The 14,947-nt window shown below is 76.3% G+C and carries 15 protein-coding genes and 2 tRNA genes; 14 read left to right on the top strand and 3 right to left on the bottom strand.

Going from position 1 to position 14,947, the window contains the following annotated elements; all coding sequences use genetic code 11:
- Nucleotides 1–8 precede the first annotated feature (8 nt).
- Complete coding sequence (locus FHX36_RS13520) at nucleotides 9–539, bottom strand: CGNR zinc finger domain-containing protein (protein WP_110550811.1); 531 nt, start codon at nucleotides 537–539, stop codon at nucleotides 9–11.
- A 104-nt stretch (nucleotides 540–643) separates the two neighbouring features.
- Between FHX36_RS13520 and FHX36_RS13515 the strand changes: the two genes are divergently transcribed.
- The 6 genes from FHX36_RS13515 to FHX36_RS13490 all read left to right on the top strand — a co-directional run bounded on the left by FHX36_RS13515 (nucleotide 644) and on the right by FHX36_RS13490 (nucleotide 4,336).
- On the top strand, nucleotides 644–1,852 hold the full coding sequence (locus tag FHX36_RS13515; protein WP_181428626.1) for an MFS transporter: 1,209 nt from the start codon (nucleotides 644–646) through the stop codon (nucleotides 1,850–1,852).
- Nucleotides 1,853–1,951: 99 nt separating this feature from the next.
- A tRNA-Ser gene (locus tag FHX36_RS13510) sits at nucleotides 1,952–2,040 on the top strand.
- Between the two features lie 24 nt (nucleotides 2,041–2,064).
- Nucleotides 2,065–2,137, top strand: a tRNA-Arg gene (locus FHX36_RS13505).
- 204 nt (nucleotides 2,138–2,341) lie between these two features.
- The gene (locus FHX36_RS13500; RefSeq protein WP_110550809.1) at nucleotides 2,342–2,857 is read left to right on the top strand and encodes a SigE family RNA polymerase sigma factor; all 516 of its coding nucleotides are present in this window, start codon (nucleotides 2,342–2,344) and stop codon (nucleotides 2,855–2,857) included.
- A complete protein-coding gene (locus tag FHX36_RS13495) occupies nucleotides 2,854–3,516 on the top strand; it encodes a hypothetical protein (protein WP_110550808.1) in 663 nt (220 codons plus the stop codon). The genes FHX36_RS13500 and FHX36_RS13495 overlap by 4 nt, the downstream gene beginning before the upstream one ends.
- A 79-nt stretch (nucleotides 3,517–3,595) precedes the next feature.
- Nucleotides 3,596–4,336, top strand: a complete 741-nt coding sequence (locus FHX36_RS13490; RefSeq protein ID WP_110550807.1) for an MBL fold metallo-hydrolase — start codon at nucleotides 3,596–3,598, stop codon at nucleotides 4,334–4,336.
- Here FHX36_RS13490 and FHX36_RS13485 read toward each other — a convergent pair.
- Both FHX36_RS13485 and FHX36_RS13480 read right to left on the bottom strand, forming a co-directional pair.
- Complete coding sequence (locus FHX36_RS13485) at nucleotides 4,333–4,611, bottom strand: MSMEG_0570 family nitrogen starvation response protein (RefSeq protein WP_110550806.1); 279 nt, start codon at nucleotides 4,609–4,611, stop codon at nucleotides 4,333–4,335. The genes FHX36_RS13490 and FHX36_RS13485 overlap by 4 nt on opposite strands.
- 182 nt (nucleotides 4,612–4,793) lie before the next feature.
- Entirely contained in the window at nucleotides 4,794–6,101 is a 1,308-nt protein-coding gene (locus tag FHX36_RS13480) for an alpha-hydroxy-acid oxidizing protein (RefSeq protein WP_110550840.1), read from the bottom strand.
- Between the two features lie 240 nt (nucleotides 6,102–6,341).
- Here FHX36_RS13480 and FHX36_RS13475 point away from each other — a divergent pair, with 240 nt between their 5' ends.
- From FHX36_RS13475 to rfaE2, 8 genes are all read left to right on the top strand, one after another.
- Nucleotides 6,342–7,397, top strand: a complete 1,056-nt coding sequence (locus FHX36_RS13475) for a hypothetical protein (protein ID WP_183513823.1) — start codon at nucleotides 6,342–6,344, stop codon at nucleotides 7,395–7,397.
- A gap of 42 nt (nucleotides 7,398–7,439) precedes the next feature.
- On the top strand, nucleotides 7,440–7,955 hold the full coding sequence (locus FHX36_RS13470) for a MarR family winged helix-turn-helix transcriptional regulator (RefSeq protein ID WP_221202883.1): 516 nt from the start codon (nucleotides 7,440–7,442) through the stop codon (nucleotides 7,953–7,955).
- Nucleotides 7,956–8,188: 233 nt separating this feature from the next.
- The gene (locus FHX36_RS13465; protein ID WP_183513822.1) at nucleotides 8,189–9,688 is read left to right on the top strand and encodes an HAD-IIIA family hydrolase; all 1,500 of its coding nucleotides are present in this window, start codon (nucleotides 8,189–8,191) and stop codon (nucleotides 9,686–9,688) included.
- Complete coding sequence (locus FHX36_RS13460; RefSeq protein WP_183513821.1) at nucleotides 9,685–10,686, top strand: glycosyltransferase family 9 protein; 1,002 nt, start codon at nucleotides 9,685–9,687, stop codon at nucleotides 10,684–10,686. The genes FHX36_RS13465 and FHX36_RS13460 overlap by 4 nt, the downstream gene beginning before the upstream one ends.
- Entirely contained in the window at nucleotides 10,683–11,648 is a 966-nt protein-coding gene (locus tag FHX36_RS13455) for a glycosyltransferase (protein ID WP_110553771.1), read from the top strand. Before FHX36_RS13460 ends, FHX36_RS13455 begins: the two co-directional genes overlap by 4 nt.
- Nucleotides 11,645–12,898, top strand: coding sequence for a glycosyltransferase (locus FHX36_RS13450; RefSeq protein ID WP_110553773.1), 1,254 nt, complete (start codon nucleotides 11,645–11,647; stop codon nucleotides 12,896–12,898). The genes FHX36_RS13455 and FHX36_RS13450 overlap by 4 nt, the downstream gene beginning before the upstream one ends.
- Nucleotides 12,895–13,563, top strand: coding sequence for a D-sedoheptulose-7-phosphate isomerase (locus tag FHX36_RS13445; RefSeq protein WP_181428900.1), 669 nt, complete (start codon nucleotides 12,895–12,897; stop codon nucleotides 13,561–13,563). Before FHX36_RS13450 ends, FHX36_RS13445 begins: the two co-directional genes overlap by 4 nt.
- Nucleotides 13,560–14,921: a D-glycero-beta-D-manno-heptose 1-phosphate adenylyltransferase gene (gene rfaE2, locus FHX36_RS13440; RefSeq protein ID WP_183513820.1), complete on the top strand. Its 1,362-nt coding sequence runs from the start codon at nucleotides 13,560–13,562 to the stop codon at nucleotides 14,919–14,921. The genes FHX36_RS13445 and rfaE2 overlap by 4 nt, the downstream gene beginning before the upstream one ends.
- Nucleotides 14,922–14,947: the final 26 nt, after the last annotated feature.

The raw sequence follows: 14,947 nt of genomic DNA, 5'->3' as shown, positions 1-14,947 counted from the left end.
CGGACGAGCTAGGCGCGCTGGCGGGCCCGGTAGGCGGCCACCGTCGAGCGGCTGGCGCAGGTGTTGGAGCAGTAGCGGCGGCTGGCGTTGCGCGAGGTGTCGACGTAGACGTTGCCGCAGCCCTCGGCCGAGCAGACGCCCAATCGCTGCCAGCCGTGCTGCACGACGACCTGGGACAGGCCCATGGCCACCGTCGTCGTCAGCTGCTCGACGGCGTCGGCGTCCGGGCGGGCGTAGTGCAGGTGCAGCTCACCGTCGTGGTCGGTGGCGTAGGGCCGGGGTGAGGCCAGCGCGAGCAGGGCGTTGAGCCGCGCCATGACGTCGGGCTCGCTCTCGGCCAGCGCGACGTCGCGCACCAGGCCGGAGGTCTCGGCGACCCGCCCGGCGTCCGGTGGGGTCAGCGACAGGTCGGTGCCGTCGGTGAACCACTCGTGGTGCGAGTCGAGGAACGACCGCACCCACGCCGGGTCGTCGCGGTCGGCGTTGGCCAGGTCGATCGCCAACTCGACAGCACTCGACCCGTAGGTGTCGTAGTTCATTTGACTCCCTACCCGTCAGTCCGTAGCCTTCGGAATCTGTAGGGACTCAACGTGTGTTGACCGCCTACAGATTCCCTCCTCGCACAACCGAAGTGAGCACAGTCATGCGTTCGTACCTCACCGTGTGGCGGTTGCCGTCCGCCCCGGTGCTCCTGCTCTCCGGCTTCGCCGGCCGTCTGCCGTCGTCCATGGTGCCGCTCGCGCTGCTCCTCATGGTGCAGGAGCAGACCGGTTCGTACGCGGTGGCCGGCGGTGTCTCGGCCACCTACGGCATCGCGACCGCGATCATCGCCCCCGTGTTGGGCCGGCTGGCCGACCGCCGCAGCCCCCGGGTCGTCCTGCTGTCGCAGTCCGCGGTCTACCCGCTGCTGCTGGCCCTGGTGGCCGCCGTCGTCATCGCCGACGCCCCCGTCCCGGCCATGCTCGCCGCGGCCGGTGCCGTGGGCGCCAGCACCCCGCTGGTCGCCGGCACCGTGCGCGCGCTGTGGTCGCGGGTCGACGCGCGCGTGCGCCCGACCGCGTACGCGCTGGACGCCACCGCCACCGAGCTCGTCTTCGTCGCCGGGCCGATGCTGGTCGCGCTGCTCGCCTTCGTCGCCAGCCCGTCGATCGCTCTCGCCATCGCCGGGGTGCTCGGGGTCGCCGGCGCCCTCGGCGTGGCCACCAGCGCCCCGATGCGCTCCTGGGTGCCCGCGGCGTCCGGACGGCGTCCGCTGTTCGCCACGGTGACCACGCCTGGCATGCCGCGGATCCTGCTGAGCGGCACCGCGCTGATGCTCGGCATCGGCGCGCTCGAGGTGGCGGTGCCCGCGTTCGCCGACGCCGCCGGCTCCCCGGGCATGAGCGGCCTGCTGCTCGCCGTCTGGGCGCTGGGCTCGGCCGGCGGTGGGCTCTGGTTCGGCGCCCGCATGATCAGCACCACGCTGCCCCGGCAGTACCGCTGGGGCCTGCTCGGCGTCACCATCGGCCTCGCCCCGCTGGCCGTGGTCTCCAGCCCGTGGCTGCTCGGCGTGCTGCTCTTCCTGGGCGGGACGGCCATCGCGCCGACCCTGACGGTGCAGAGCTCGCTGGTCGGCTCTATCGCCCCGGCGTCGGCCACCACGGAGGCGTTCACCTGGCTCTCGACGGTCTCCTTCGGCGCTTCCGCGATCGGTGCCGCGGTCGGCGGGGCCCTGATCGAGACGTCGTTCGGGGTGGCCGGCGCACTGGTGCTGGCCACCGCCGCCGGAGCGCTCGCTGTGCTGGTCACGCTGCTGCCGGGGCGCCGTCCGACGCTGCCGACGGCGACGCAGCGGGACGTCGTGCACGCCTGAGATCGACGGCGGCTCCCGACCGGGCACACCCCCGTTGGGAGCCGCCGACAGGCGCTGGTAACCTTCTTCCTCGGTGGTTCCGGGGCAACCCGGTCCCCGGGAGGCTTCGCCTAGTCCGGTCTATGGCGCCGCACTGCTAATGCGGTTTGGGTTAATCCCCATCCCGGGTTCAAATCCCGGAGCCTCCGCGCACCACAACTGAACAGCTCCACGCACCCGTAGCTCAACGGATAGAGCATCTGACTACGGATCAGAAGGTTAGGGGTTCGAGTCCCTTCGGGTGCACGTCTGGTTGAGACAGCGCGCGGCCCCGTTCCTCTTCGTGAGGAGCGGGGCCGTCCGTGTTCCCAGGCCTCCCCGCGCGTCGCTGCTCACCCGGTCGGGGGGCCCGCTGCAGACTCCCGACCGCGCTCTCAACCTCTGCCCACCCGGCGAGCGTGTTGATGGGTGGTGCGAGGCCGCTGGGGCCGTCGCTCGAGGGGGACTGCGGTGGCACGAGAGCTGGACGACGACTTCGCGGAGTTCGTCACACGATGGTCACCCGCGCTGCTGCGGGTGGCCTTCCTGCTCACCTCCGACCGGGGTGAGGCCGAGGACCTGCTGCAGGTGGCACTGCTCAAGACGCACCGTCACTGGGGCCGGCTGGTCGACCGCGAGGCGGCCTACCCGTACGTGCGCCGGGTGCTCGTGACCACCCACACCAGCTGGCGACGGCGGCGGCGCGTGCACGAGGTGCTCAGCGACCAGCTGCCCGAGCAGCCGGTCGGCGAGCCGACCGCGATCGAGGCGGGCCGGGCGCTGCAGGCGCTCGAGGAGCTCCCGCCGCGGATGCGCGCGGTGGTGGTGCTCCGCTGGTACGAGGGCCTCACCGAGGCCGAGACCGCCGAGGCCCTCGGGTGCTCGGTCGGCTCGGTGAAGAGCCAGGCCTCCCGCGGCCTCGCTCGTCTGCGCCAACTGCTCGACCAGCCCACCACGACCGTCGCCGCCCCGGAGGGAGCACGATGAACGACACCGACCTGACCGCTGCCCTGCACCGTGACGCCGACCTGGTCGGCGACCCGTCGCCGCACCTGCTCGAGCAGCTGACCAGGCGCCGGGAGCACCAGCGGCGCCAGCGGGCCGGCCTGCTCGCCGCAACCCTGGGCGTGGTGGTGATCGCCGCCGGCATCCCGCTGGGTGGTGCGCTGATGAACAGCTCCGACGGCGGCCCGGCCACCGACCCGGTGGCTCCGACCCCGTCGATCAGCACCCCGGCCCCCCCTCCGCCGGCCGCCCCCACGACCGTCCAGGCGCAGCCGCCGAGCGTCGTGGTGACCCCACCGGTCGAGGCGCCGGCGACCTCGTCCCCCGCCGCCCCGTCAGCCACGAGCAGCGCCGTCTCGGCCTGCCTCGACGACGAGTCGATCAGGGCCGCGCTCCCGCCGCTGGACGGTGGGTACACCTTCGACCTGAGCACGAGTCGTGCGCCGGTCTGCGTGGCGCAGTGGGCCGTGACCTTCCCCGTCCTGCTCCTGCACGGCGAGCTGGCACCGGCGGGAGAGGAGGCTGCGCCGACCCTCCTGGAGGACGTCGACGGGGTGTGGACGTGGGTCTACCCGGACCAGCTCTGCGTGGATGGTTCCCTGCCCGCGATCGTGAGTGACGAGGTGTGCAGCTACTACTGACGATCGGCCGAGCAGCGGCCCCGCACCCCTGGTGGGTGCGGGGCCGTCTCCGTCCCCGAGCGCGGGCAGACTGCCGGGCATGCAGCGCAGCGACGTCCAGCAGGTCGCCGACGACGTGTTCCGCGTCGACGGCGGCATCGTGAACTGGTACCTGGTGCGGGACGGCCGCGACCTCACGCTGGTCGACGCCGGCTACCCCGGCCAGGCCGACGACGTCGAGTCCTCGATCCGGCTGCTCGGGCACGACCCGGGTGACGTGCGGGCGCTGCTGGTCACCCACGCGCACGTGGACCACATCGGTGCCGCCGGTCCGCTGCACGCGCGGTACGGCACGCCCGCGTACTGCAGCGCCGCCGAGGTGCCGCACGCCCACCGCGAGTTCCTGCAGCAGGCCACGCCGGTGCAGGTGCTGGCCAACGCCTGGCGGCCGGGCGTGCTGCCCTGGGCGGTCCGCGTGCTGCGGCTGGGCGGCACCCGGCCCACCGCCGTCCCGCACGCCCGGCCGTTCCCCGGCGCCGGCCCGCTCGACCTGCCCGGGGGGCCGGTGCCGGTGGCCACGCCCGGGCACACGGTCGGGCACAGCGCGATCCTGCTGCCGGGCTCCGGTGCGGTGCTCACCGGCGACGGTCTGGTCACCGGCCACCCCACCTCCCGCCGCACCGGGCCGCAGCTGCTGCCCGCGTTCTTCGACCACGACGAGGCGGCGACGGCGGCGGCCCTCGGCCCGCTGGCCGGCCTGGACGCCGACCTGGTGCTGCCCGGGCACGGCGAGCCCTGGCGCGGACGGGTCGAGCGCGCCGTCGCGCTGGCCCGCGGCTAGCGGCGGAAGCCGGCGACCCGCACCTGGCCGTCCGGGAAGCGGGCAGCGGTGCCCTCGATGCCGGCCAGCGTCGCGGCGGCCCGCGAGCACGGGAACCCGTAGCGCTCCTGCACCCGGCGGCTGGCCTCGGTCATCGCCGTCCGGGTGAGCTCGACGAACTCGGCCAGCGGGTACGCCGTGCCGACGGTGAAGACGTCCTCGACGACGGTCGAGGGGGAGTAGACCCACTGCCGGCTGCCGTCGGGCCACTGCACGTCGAACTCGACCTCGGGCATGCCGGGAGTCTGCGCGCGCGGCGCACGAGAGGGCAATTGGCGGGCGGGGGGCCGGCCCTGACGGTCTGGCCGCGTTGGTCGGTCCCTCCAGCAGTGGAGGGCCATTCGTGCCGGCTTCCCCCGCCCGCATCCACTGTGACTCCGCTCACAACGCGAAGTCAAGAGGCCACCGGCGTGCCGTCTCAGCGCCGGCGGAGGACCTCGCGCGACAGCTGGTCGACCGCGGTGTGCCCGGTCAGCCCGAGCGTCAGGTCGAACTCGCCGAGCACGTCCTCGACCACCTGGCGCACCCCCGCCTCGCCGGCGAGCCCCAGCCCCCACGCGTAGGGGCGGCCCAGCAGCACGGCCCGGGCCCCGAGCGCGACGGCGACCAGCACGTCGGCGCCGCTGCGCACCCCGCTGTCGAAGAGCACCGGCACCCGGTCGGCCACGGCGTCCACCACGTCCGGGAGCGCGTCGAGCGCGGCGATCGAGCGGTCCACCTGGCGCCCACCGTGCGTGCTCACCACCAGCCCGTCGACGCCCTCGTCGACCGCGCGCCGCGCGTCGTCGGGGTGCAGCACCCCCTTGAGCACGATCGGCAGCCGGGTGCGCTCGCGCAGCCAGGCCAGGTCCGCCCAGGTGATCGAGGGCCGGGAGTAGATGGACAGGAAGGTCTCGACCGCGGCGCGGGGCAGCGGTGAGCGCAGGTTCTCCACCAGCGGCCCCGGCCACGCCCGCGCCATCCCGACCAGCGCCCGCACCGCGGCCAGCGTGGGGCGCGGCTGGCGGTCGACCGGCCCGGCGGCCGTCCCGGTGGCCGGCGCCGCGGCCGCGGCCGCCCGCTCGGCCACCAGCCCGCGGAACACCGGGTCGGAGGTGTACTGCGCGATGCCCTTGCCGAGCGCGAAGGGCAGGTGGCCCAGGTCGAGGTCGCGCGGGCGCCACCCCAGCATCGTGGTGTCCAGGGTGACGACGACCGCGTCGCAGCCGCTGGCCTCGGCCCGGCCCAGCAGGCTCTCGACCAGCTCGTCGGACGTCGACCAGTACAGCTGCATCCAGCGCGGGCTGTCGCCCATCGCCGCGGCCGTGGTCTCCATCGGCACCGACGCCTGGTTGGAGAACACCATCGGGACGCCGACGGCCGCGGCCGCCCGGGCCACCGCGAGGTCGGCCTCGGGGTGCACCAGCTCCAGGGCGCCCACCGGGCCCAGCAGCACCGGGGCCGGCAGTCGCCGTCCGAACAGCTCGACGGAGGTGTCCCGCGCGCTGACGTCCCGGAGCACCCGGGGCACCACGGCCCACCGGTCGAAGGCGGTGCGGTCGGCCCGCTGGGTGTCCTCGTCGCCGGCGCCACCGGCCACGTACCCGTAGGCGCGGGCGTCCAGCCGGCGCCGGGCCTCCCTGGCCAGCGCCCGGTAGACCGTCGGCACCCGCGGGTGCCGGCCGTACACGCCGGCCCGGTAGATCGCGTCCTGCCGCCGCCGTCCGGTCCCCGCCGCTGAGCTCACGCCGGTCACCGTAGTGACCTGCCTCTCCTCCGCACCGCCGCGGTCCGCTGCCGTTACCCCCTCCTCGCCGGTGGCCGGTCACGACACGCCGGTCCGGACACGCCTGCGACACGGAAGTGGCAGGAGTGACGCAGCCGCATCTGCCGGCCGGCCCGGCACATGATTGGCGGAGTTCCTGGGCAGAGCACGTGGACGCCGCAGGACAGCCGTCCGCTGGGCGCGCGAGAACGGGGGAACGACGTGCTGACGACCTCACGGTCTGCCCGCACCGCGCTCCCCCCTGCCCTCGTCGTGCTCGTCGCCGCGTGCGCGCTGCTCACCGGTGCCGTCGCGCTGGCCGGTCCGGCCGCCGCCATCGAGGACCCCCGGCGGCCGACCGCCGAGCTCACCCACGGCCCCAGCTGCGGGCCGGGCGTCGTCCGGGTCACGGTCACCAACGGCTCCGAGCCGCACCGGGTCGCGCTGGTCTTCGACGACGTCCGGGAGCAGGCCTCCGCCGACCTGGGCATCGGCGAGCAGGCGGAGCTGACCAGCGCCGACGTCGAGTGGGGGACGACGGTCGACGTCTCGCTCACCGTCACCGCGCCCGACGGGACGGTGGGCGAGCCGCTGGAGTTCGGCACCTACACCCGGCCCAGCGCCGAGGACTGCGCCGCGGTGACGCCACCCACGCCGGAGACGACCCCCGGCTCGACCCCGCCCCCGGCGCCGAGCAGCACCGCGACGACGACGCCCGGCAGCCCGTCGTCCACCAGCTCCACCCCGAGCCGGCCCGGCACGCCCACCGCCCCGGGCACTCCGACGCAGCAGCCCAGCAGCACGGCCCCGGCCCCCGGCACCCCGCGCTCCACCCCGCCGGCGTCCACCTCCAGCAGCTCGCCCGCGGGCACCGCGCCGCAGGCCGGCAGCGCCTCCGCTGCCTCGGTGTCACCCGGCGGCGTCGTGACGGTGCGCGCCACCGGGTTCACCCCCGGCGAGCCGGTCACCGTCTCGCTGCTGGGTGTCGACGACCCGCTGACCACCGTGACCGCGGGCGGTGACGGCAGCGTCGAGGCGGTCGTGCAGATCCCGCGCGGTGCGGCGCTCGGCACGGCCACCGTGCAGCTCGTCGGTGGGCGCTCGGCGGCCACCGCCGGGCTGGACCTGCAGGTCGCCGCCCGGGAGCTCCCGGTCGAGGCACGGACGACGTCGGTCCCGGTGCTCGCCGCCGGGGTCGCCCTGATCGGTGCCGCGGGGGTGCTGGGCCTGACGGCGGCCCGGCGGTCGCGCGGCTCCCACACCACCACGCCCCGCTGACGCGGGCGCGACAGCTGACGGCACCGGCGACGAGGACACCCCATGGACCAGCACGTGAACCGATTGCACGACGGTGCGCCGCCGCGCGGCGTGCCCCGCGACGTTCGGGGGCTCGCCGCGGCCGGACCGAGCGCGCCGGAGACCTGGCTGCGGATCGTGCAGGTGCACGACCGGATCACCCGCCGGGTGGACTCCGCCCTGCACCGCCAGCACGGCCTCTCCCTCACCGGGTTCGAGGTGCTCCGACGGATCGCCGAGTCGCCGGGCGAGCGCGCCTCGATGGGCGACCTGGCCGAGGCCGTCGGGCTGAGCCGGCCCGGCATCACCAGCACGGTCAACCGGCTGGTCGACGAGGGCCTGGTCACCCGCGAGCGGCACGGCGGTGACCGCCGGCTGCTGCACGCCAACCTGACCGACGTCGGCCGGGAGCGGGTCCGGGCCGCCAGTGCCACCCACGACGACCTCGTCGCCCACCTGCTCACCATGCTCGGGGACGACGCCGCCGTCGTCACCGACGCCCTGGCCCGGGTCTCCGCCGCGGCTCGCCGCCCGCACTGAAGAAGGAGCCTGCTGCCCCCCACCACTCGCAAGCTCGCGGTGGGCCCCTGCAGCAGGGCCACGGGCCGACCCTCTGCCGAGACGCTCGGTGCCTGGGATCGGTCGTGGGCGACCTTCCCGCACGGTGAGACGGGCTGCGTGAGCGTCACTCGTCCGGGTACCGGACTCGATCGGCGACGAAGAACTTCAAGCCCGTAGTGTTTCGGCCACAGCCGGTCGGGAACGGAGCGGGCATGACGGATGTCCTGCGGAACTGCACGGTCGTCGTGCCGACGATCGGCCGGCCGTCGCTCGACGTCCTGCTCGACGCCCTCGCCGCCAGCACCGGCCCGCGCCCCGCGGAGCTCGTCCTGGTCGACGACCGACCCACCGGCACCCCGCTGGCGCCCGACCGCCCGGGCCTGCCGCCGGTCCGGGTGGTGCGCACCGGCGGCGGTGGCCCGGCGGCGGCCCGCAACCTGGGCTGGCGCACCGCCCGCACCGACTGGATCGCCTTCCTCGACGACGACGTCGTCCCCGATCCCGACTGGTACGACCGGCTCGCCGAGGACCTCGCCGCGCTGCCGGCCGACGTCGCCGGCACCCAGGGCCGGGTCCGGGTCCCGCTGCCCGCGGACCGCCGGCCCACCGACTGGGAGCGCGGCACCGCCGGGCTGGCCACCAGCAGCTGGATCACCGCCGACCTCGCCTACCGCCGGTCGGCGCTGGCCGCCGTCGGCGGGTTCGACGAGCGCTTCCCCCGTGCCTTCCGCGAGGACTCCGACCTCGCCCTGCGGGTGATGGACACCGGCTCCACGCTGACCCGCGGTCAGCGGTGGATCACCCACCCGGTGCGGCCGGTCGACCGCTGGGTGTCGGTGCGCGTGCAGGCCGGCAACGCCGACGACGTGCTGATGCGCCGGCTGCACGGCCCGACCTGGCGTGACCGCGCGGACGCCGCCGTGGGCCGCCGTCCCCGCCACCTCGCCGTCACCGCGGCCGCCGCCGGGGCGGTCGGGCTGCTCGCCGCCGGCCGGCCGCGCGCCGCTGCGCTCGCCGCCCTGGGCTGGGCCGCGGGCACCGCCGAGTTCGCCTGGGCGCGGATCGCCCCGGGCCCGCGGGACCGCGCCGAGGTCACCACCATGCTCGCCACCAGCGCCCTGATCCCGCCGCTGGCCACCTGGCACTTCCTCCGCGGCGCCGTGCAGCACCGCCGGGTCACCCGCTGGCGCGGGCTGCCCGACCTGGTGCTGTTCGACCGCGACGGCACCCTGGTCCACGACGTCCCCTACAACGGCGACCCCGACCTGGTCCGGCCCGTCGACGGCGCTCGCGAGGCGCTCGACGAGCTGCGCGCCCGGGGCGTGCGGGTCGGGCTGGTGAGCAACCAGTCCGGCGTCGGCCGCGGCCTGATCACGCCCGACCAGGTGACGGCGGTCAACGCCCGGCTGGCCGAGCTGCTCGGGCCCTTCGACACCGTCCAGGTCTGCCCGCACACCCCCGAGGACGGCTGCGACTGCCGCAAGCCGGCCCCCGGCATGGTGAAGGCCGCCTGCGCCGAACTCGACGTCGACCCGGCGCGCTGCCTGGTCATCGGCGACATCGGGGCCGACGTCGGTGCCGCCACCGCCGCCGGTGCCGCCTCGATCATCGTGCCGACCCCGGTCACCCGGCCGCAGGAGATCGCGGCCGCCCCGCACCGCGCGCCCACCCTCACCGCGGCGGTGGCCGACGTCCTGGCCGGCACCTGGTGACCCGGACCGTCCTGGTCGCCCGGCTGGACAACGCCGGCGACGTCCTGCTGCAGGGGCCGCTGGTCCGGGCCGTCGCGGCGGGGGCCGAGCGGGTCGTCTTCCTGGCCAGCCCGCAGGGCACCTCGGCGGCGGGCCTGCTGCCCGGCGTCGACAGCGTGCTCACCTGGCACTGCCCCTGGATCGACGGCGCCCCCCAGCCGGTCGACGCCGCCGACATCGCCGCGCTCACCGAGCGGGTCCGCGCCGAGGGCGTCGACGAGGCGGTCATCAGCACCTCGTTCCACCAGTCACCGCTGCCCCTCGCGCTGGTGCTGCGCACCGCCGGGGTGGCCCGGGTCTCCGCGATCAGCGTCGACTACCCCGGCTCGCTGCTCGACGTCCGGCACCGCGTGGACGACGACCTGCCCGAGCCCGAGCGGGCGCTCTCCCTGGCCCGCGCCGCCGGGTTCGAGCTGCCGCCGGGCGACGACGGCCGGCTCGCCGTCCGCCGTCCGCTCCCGGCCATCGATCAGCCGCCGGGCTACGTCGTGCTGCACCCCGGCGCCTCGGTGCCCGCCCGCGCCTGGCCGGCCGAGCGCTGCGCCGCGGCCGTCGACGAGCTCACCGACGCCGGCTGGCGGGTGCTGGTCACCGGCGGGCCCGGCGAGCGGCAGCTGACCGCCGCGGTCGCCGGCAGCCGCGGGGTCGACCTCGGCGGGGAGACGTCGCTGGCCGAGATGGCGGCGCTGCTCGACGGGGCCGCGGCCGTCGTCGTCGGCAACACCGGCCCCGCGCACCTGGCCGCCGCCGTCGGCACCCCGGTCGTGTCGCTGTTCTCCCCGGTCGTCCCGGCCGTGCGGTGGGCGCCCTACGGCGTCCCGACCGTGCTGCTCGGCGACCAGTCCGCCCCCTGCCGGGACACCCGCGCCCGCGAGTGCCCCGTGCCCGGGCACCCCTGCCTGTCCTCCGTCACCGCGGCCGACGTCGTCGCCGCCGTCGAGAAGCTGGTGACCGCATGAAGGTCCTGCTCTGGCACGTCCACGGCTCGTGGACGACGTCGTTCGTCCAGGGGCCGCACGAGTACCTGCTCCCGGTCACGCCGGACCGCGGGCCCGACGGGCTCGGCCGCGCCCGCACCTGGGACTGGCCGGCCTCGGTGCGGGAGGTGACCCCCGAGCAGCTGCGCGAGGAGGACGTCGACGTCGTCGTCCTGCAGCGCACCCGCGACCTCGAGCTCGTCCGGGAGTGGCTGGGCCGCGAGCCCGGCCGCGACCTGCCGGCGGTCTTCCTCGAGCACAACGCCCCCGACGGCGCCGTGCCGGACACCCGGCACCCGCTGGCCGACCAGTCCGAGATCCCGATCGCCCACGTCACGTACTTCAACGAGCTGTTCTACGACAACGGCGCCGCGCCCACGGTGGTCGTCGAGCACGGCATCGTCGACCCCGGTGAGCGCTACACCGGCGAGCTGGCCCGCGCCGCCGTCGTGGTCAACGAGCCCGTGCGCCGCGGGCGGTACACCGGCGGCGACCTGCTGCCGCTGTTCGCCCGTGCCGCGCCGCTCGACGTCTTCGGGATGGGCCTGACCGGGCTCCACGAGCGCTACGACCTCGACCCGTCGCGGGTGGGGCTGCACGACGACCCGCCGCAGGCCGCGATGCACGCCGAGCTGGCCCGCCGCCGGGTGTACGTGCACCCGGTCCGCTGGACGTCGCTGGGCCTGTCGCTGCTGGAGGCCATGCACCTGGGCATGCCGGTGGTCGCCCTGGCCACCACGGAGGCCGTCGAGGCGGTGCCGGCCGAGGCCGGCGTGCTCTCCACCCGGCCGGCCCGGCTGGCCGAGGCGGTCCGCGAGTTCGTGCACGACCCCGACGCGGCCCGGCTGGCCGGCAAGGCCGCCCGCGCCGCGGCGCTGGACCGCTACGGGCTCGCGAGGTTCCTCGCCGACTGGGACCGGCTGCTGGGAGAGGTGACCCGATGACGAACGACCAGCTGGGTGCGTACCGCCTGAAGATCGACCTGGTCAGCGAGCACGCCTCGCCGCTCGCCGCGATCGGCGGCGTCGACGCGGGCGGGCAGAACGTGCACGTCGCCGCGCTCGCCGCGGGCCTCGCCACCCGCGGCCACGAGGTCACCGTGCACACCCGCCGCGACGACCCCGACCTGCCCGACCGGGTGCGCACGTCGGACGGCTACGACGTCGCCCACGTGACCGCGGGCCCCGCCGCCGCGCTGCCCAAGGACGACCTGCTGCAGCACATGGGCACCTTCGCCGACGTGCTGCGCGCGCAGTGGGCGGCCGACCCGCCCGACGTCGTGCACGCCCACTTCTGGATGAGCGGGCTGGCCTCCGTGCAGGCCGCCGCCGGTCTCGGCATCCCGGTGCTGCAGACCTTCCACGCGCTGGGCTCGGTCAAGCGCCGCCACCAGGGCGACGCCGACACCTCGCCCGAGCAGCGCATCGACCTCGAGCGCGGGCTCTGCGCCTCGGTCGACCACGTCGTCGCCACCTGCAGCGACGAGGTGTTCGAGCTGCGTCGGCTCGGGCTGTCCAGCGATCGGGTCTCGATCGTGCCGTGCGGCGTGGACACCGGCGTCTTCACCCCGCGCGGCCCGGTCGCCGCCCGCTCCGGCCGCCCGCGGCTGCTGGTGCTGGGCCGGCTGGTCGAGCGCAAGGGCCAGGAGGACGCCGTCCGGGCGCTGGCCGCCGTGCCCGACGCCGAGCTGGTCGTCGTCGGGGGGCCGCCCACGGGCGAGCTGGACGACGACCCGGAGGTGCAGCGGCTGCGCGCGATCGCCGCCGAGCTCGGGGCCGCCGACCGGCTGGTCTTCGCCGGCGCCGTCGCCCGGGCCGACGTGCCGGGCTGGATCCGCTCGGCCGACGTCGTGCTGGCCGTGCCCTGGTACGAGCCGTTCGGCATCACGCCGCTGGAGGCGATGGCCTGCGGGCGCCCGGTCGTGGCCACCGCCGTCGGTGGTCTGGTCGACACCGTCGTCGACGGCGGCACCGGCGTCCTGGTGCCCCCGCGCGACCCCGCCGCCCTCGGTGAGGCGCTCGCCGCACTGCTCGCCGACGACGAGCGGCGGGCCGCCTACGGCGCCGCCGGCGTCAAGCGCGCCCGTACCCGCTACCGCTGGTCGCGTGTCGTCGCCGACACCGACGCCGTCTACCGCCAGGTGCTCGCGGCCCGAGCCCGCGAGAACGCCGCCCTGCTGGAGGAGTCCCGATGACCACCGCCCCGAACCGCGCCACCGAGGTGGTCTCGCCCGACACCTGCACGCACCTCACCGGCCTGGACCACGTCGCCTCGCTGAGCGCGGCGCTGCACAGCCTCACCGACCAGGTCGACACCCTCGACCGCTGGGGGCGGCTGCTGGCCGAGGTGCTGACCGGTCCGGCCCGCGGCCGGCTGCTGGCGGCGGGCAACGGCGGCAGCGCCGCGCAGGCCCAGCACCTGACCGCCGAGCTGGTCGGCCGCTACCGGGCCGACCGGCCGCCGTTCTCCGCGATCTGCCTGACCGCGGAGACCTCGAGCCTCACCGCGATCGCCAACGACTACCCGGCCGACGAGCTGTTCGCCCGCCAGGTCGAGGCGCACGGCCGGCCCGGCGACGTGCTGGTGCTGCTGTCCACCAGCGGGCGCAGCCCCAACGCGGTGGCCGCCGCCCGGCGGGCCCGCGACTGCGGGATCACCGTGCTCGCGATGACCGGCCCGGCGCCCAACCCGCTCGCCGCCGTCGCCGACGGCACGGTGGCGATCGACTCGCCGTGGACGGCGACCGTGCAGGAGTGCCACCTGGTCGCCCTGCACCTGCTCTGCGCGTCGTTCGACGCGGCGGTGCTCGCCGAGCCGGCCCGGGTGCAGACGACCAACCACGTGCAGGTCGTGCAGTGACGGCGCCGATCGTCGTCGTCGGGGACGCGCTGCTCGACGTCGACCTGGTCGGCTCGGCGTCCCGGCTGACCCCGGACGCCCCGGTGCCGGTGGTCGAGGACGTCGAGCGGCGCGAGCGGCCCGGCGGTGCCGCGCTGGCCGCCGTCCTGGCCGCGCAGTTCGCCGGCGGCCGGGAGGTCGTGCTGGTCACCCCGCTCGCCGACGACGACGGTGCCCAGCGGCTGCGTGCGCTGCTCGCCGGCCGGGTCACGCTGCTGCCGATCCCGGCGACCGGCGGCACCGCGGTCAAGCAGCGGATCCGGGTCGGCGACCACTCCGTGGCCCGGCTGGACAGCGGGGGAGCGGTGTCGACGTTCGGGGCGCTGCCCGCCGCGGCGGCCGCCGCCATCGAGTCCGCCGCCGCCGTCCTGGTGGCCGACTACGGCCGGGGGACGACGTCGGCCGCCGACGTGCGCGCCGCGCTGTCCGCCGCCCGCGGCCCGGTGGTCTGGGACCCGCACCCGCGCGGGGCCGACCCGGTGCCCTCGACCCGGCTGGTCACGCCCAACGGCGCCGAGGCCGAGCGGGTGGCCGGCGACGTGCCGGGCACCGGGCTGGCCGCGGTCGGCGCGCGTGCCGAGGCGCTGATCCGGCACTGGGGCGTCGGCGCGGTCGCGGTGACCCTCGGCGCCCGGGGCGCGCTGCTGTCCTACGGGGAGGGCGCGCCGATGGTCGTGCCCGCCACCCCGGTCACCGGGGGCGACCCGTGCGGCGCGGGCGACTCCTTCGCTGCCGCGGTGACCGTGGCGCTCGCCGGAGGCGCGGTCACCGGCGAGGCGGTCACCGCTGCCGTCGCCGCCGCCGGGGCGTTCGTGGCCCGCGGCGGGGCGACCGCCTGGGACGCCGTCGAGCCCACCGCCGGGACGGCCGAGCCCGGGGTCGACGCCCTGCTGGCGCGGGTGCGGGCCGCCGGCGGCACCGTGGTCGCCACCGGCGGCTGCTTCGACCTGCTGCACGCCGGGCACGTCGCCACCCTGCGGGCCGCCCGCGGGCTCGGCGACTGCCTGGTCGTCTGCATCAACTCCGACGACTCGGTGCGCCGGCTCAAGGGCCCGTCGCGGCCGCTGGTCACCGCCGAGGACCGCGCCCGGGTGCTGGAGGCGCTGGAGTTCGTCGACGCCGTCGTCGTCTTCGAGGAGGACACCCCGGCGGAGGTGCTCGACCGGCTGCGGCCCGACGTCTGGGCCAAGGGCGGCGACTACGCCGGCGCGGACCTCCCCGAGGCCGCGGTGCTGCAGACCTGGGGCGGCCAGGCCGTCGTCCTGCCCTACCTCGACGGCCACTCAACGACCGCCCTGGTCGAGCGCTCCCGCGTGTGAAGGCGGAGACCGTCGCCCCCCACCCC

The organism is Modestobacter versicolor (assembly GCF_014195485.1).
Taxonomy (GTDB): Bacteria; Actinomycetota; Actinomycetes; order Mycobacteriales; family Geodermatophilaceae; genus Modestobacter; species Modestobacter versicolor.
Note: the sequence above shows the minus strand (reverse complement) of the source record. Positions and strands in the feature narration are given on the sequence as shown.

Bases quoted from the DNA above. Each gene is read 5' to 3' on its own strand.
- FHX36_RS13520 (WP_110550811.1), bottom strand. From the start codon at position 539: ATGAACTACGACACCTACGGGTCGAGTGCTGTCGAGTTGGCGATCGAC.
- FHX36_RS13515 (WP_181428626.1), top strand. From the start codon at position 644: ATGCGTTCGTACCTCACCGTGTGGCGGTTGCCGTCCGCCCCGGTGCTC.
- FHX36_RS13495 (WP_110550808.1), top strand. From the start codon at position 2,854: ATGAACGACACCGACCTGACCGCTGCCCTGCACCGTGACGCCGACCTG.
- FHX36_RS13490 (WP_110550807.1), top strand. From the start codon at position 3,596: ATGCAGCGCAGCGACGTCCAGCAGGTCGCCGACGACGTGTTCCGCGTC.
- FHX36_RS13485 (WP_110550806.1), bottom strand. From the start codon at position 4,611: ATGCCCGAGGTCGAGTTCGACGTGCAGTGGCCCGACGGCAGCCGGCAG.
- FHX36_RS13470 (WP_221202883.1), top strand. From the start codon at position 7,440: ATGGACCAGCACGTGAACCGATTGCACGACGGTGCGCCGCCGCGCGGC.
- FHX36_RS13465 (WP_183513822.1), top strand. From the start codon at position 8,189: ATGACGGATGTCCTGCGGAACTGCACGGTCGTCGTGCCGACGATCGGC.
- FHX36_RS13455 (WP_110553771.1), top strand. From the start codon at position 10,683: ATGAAGGTCCTGCTCTGGCACGTCCACGGCTCGTGGACGACGTCGTTC.
- FHX36_RS13450 (WP_110553773.1), top strand. From the start codon at position 11,645: ATGACGAACGACCAGCTGGGTGCGTACCGCCTGAAGATCGACCTGGTC.
- FHX36_RS13445 (WP_181428900.1), top strand. From the start codon at position 12,895: ATGACCACCGCCCCGAACCGCGCCACCGAGGTGGTCTCGCCCGACACC.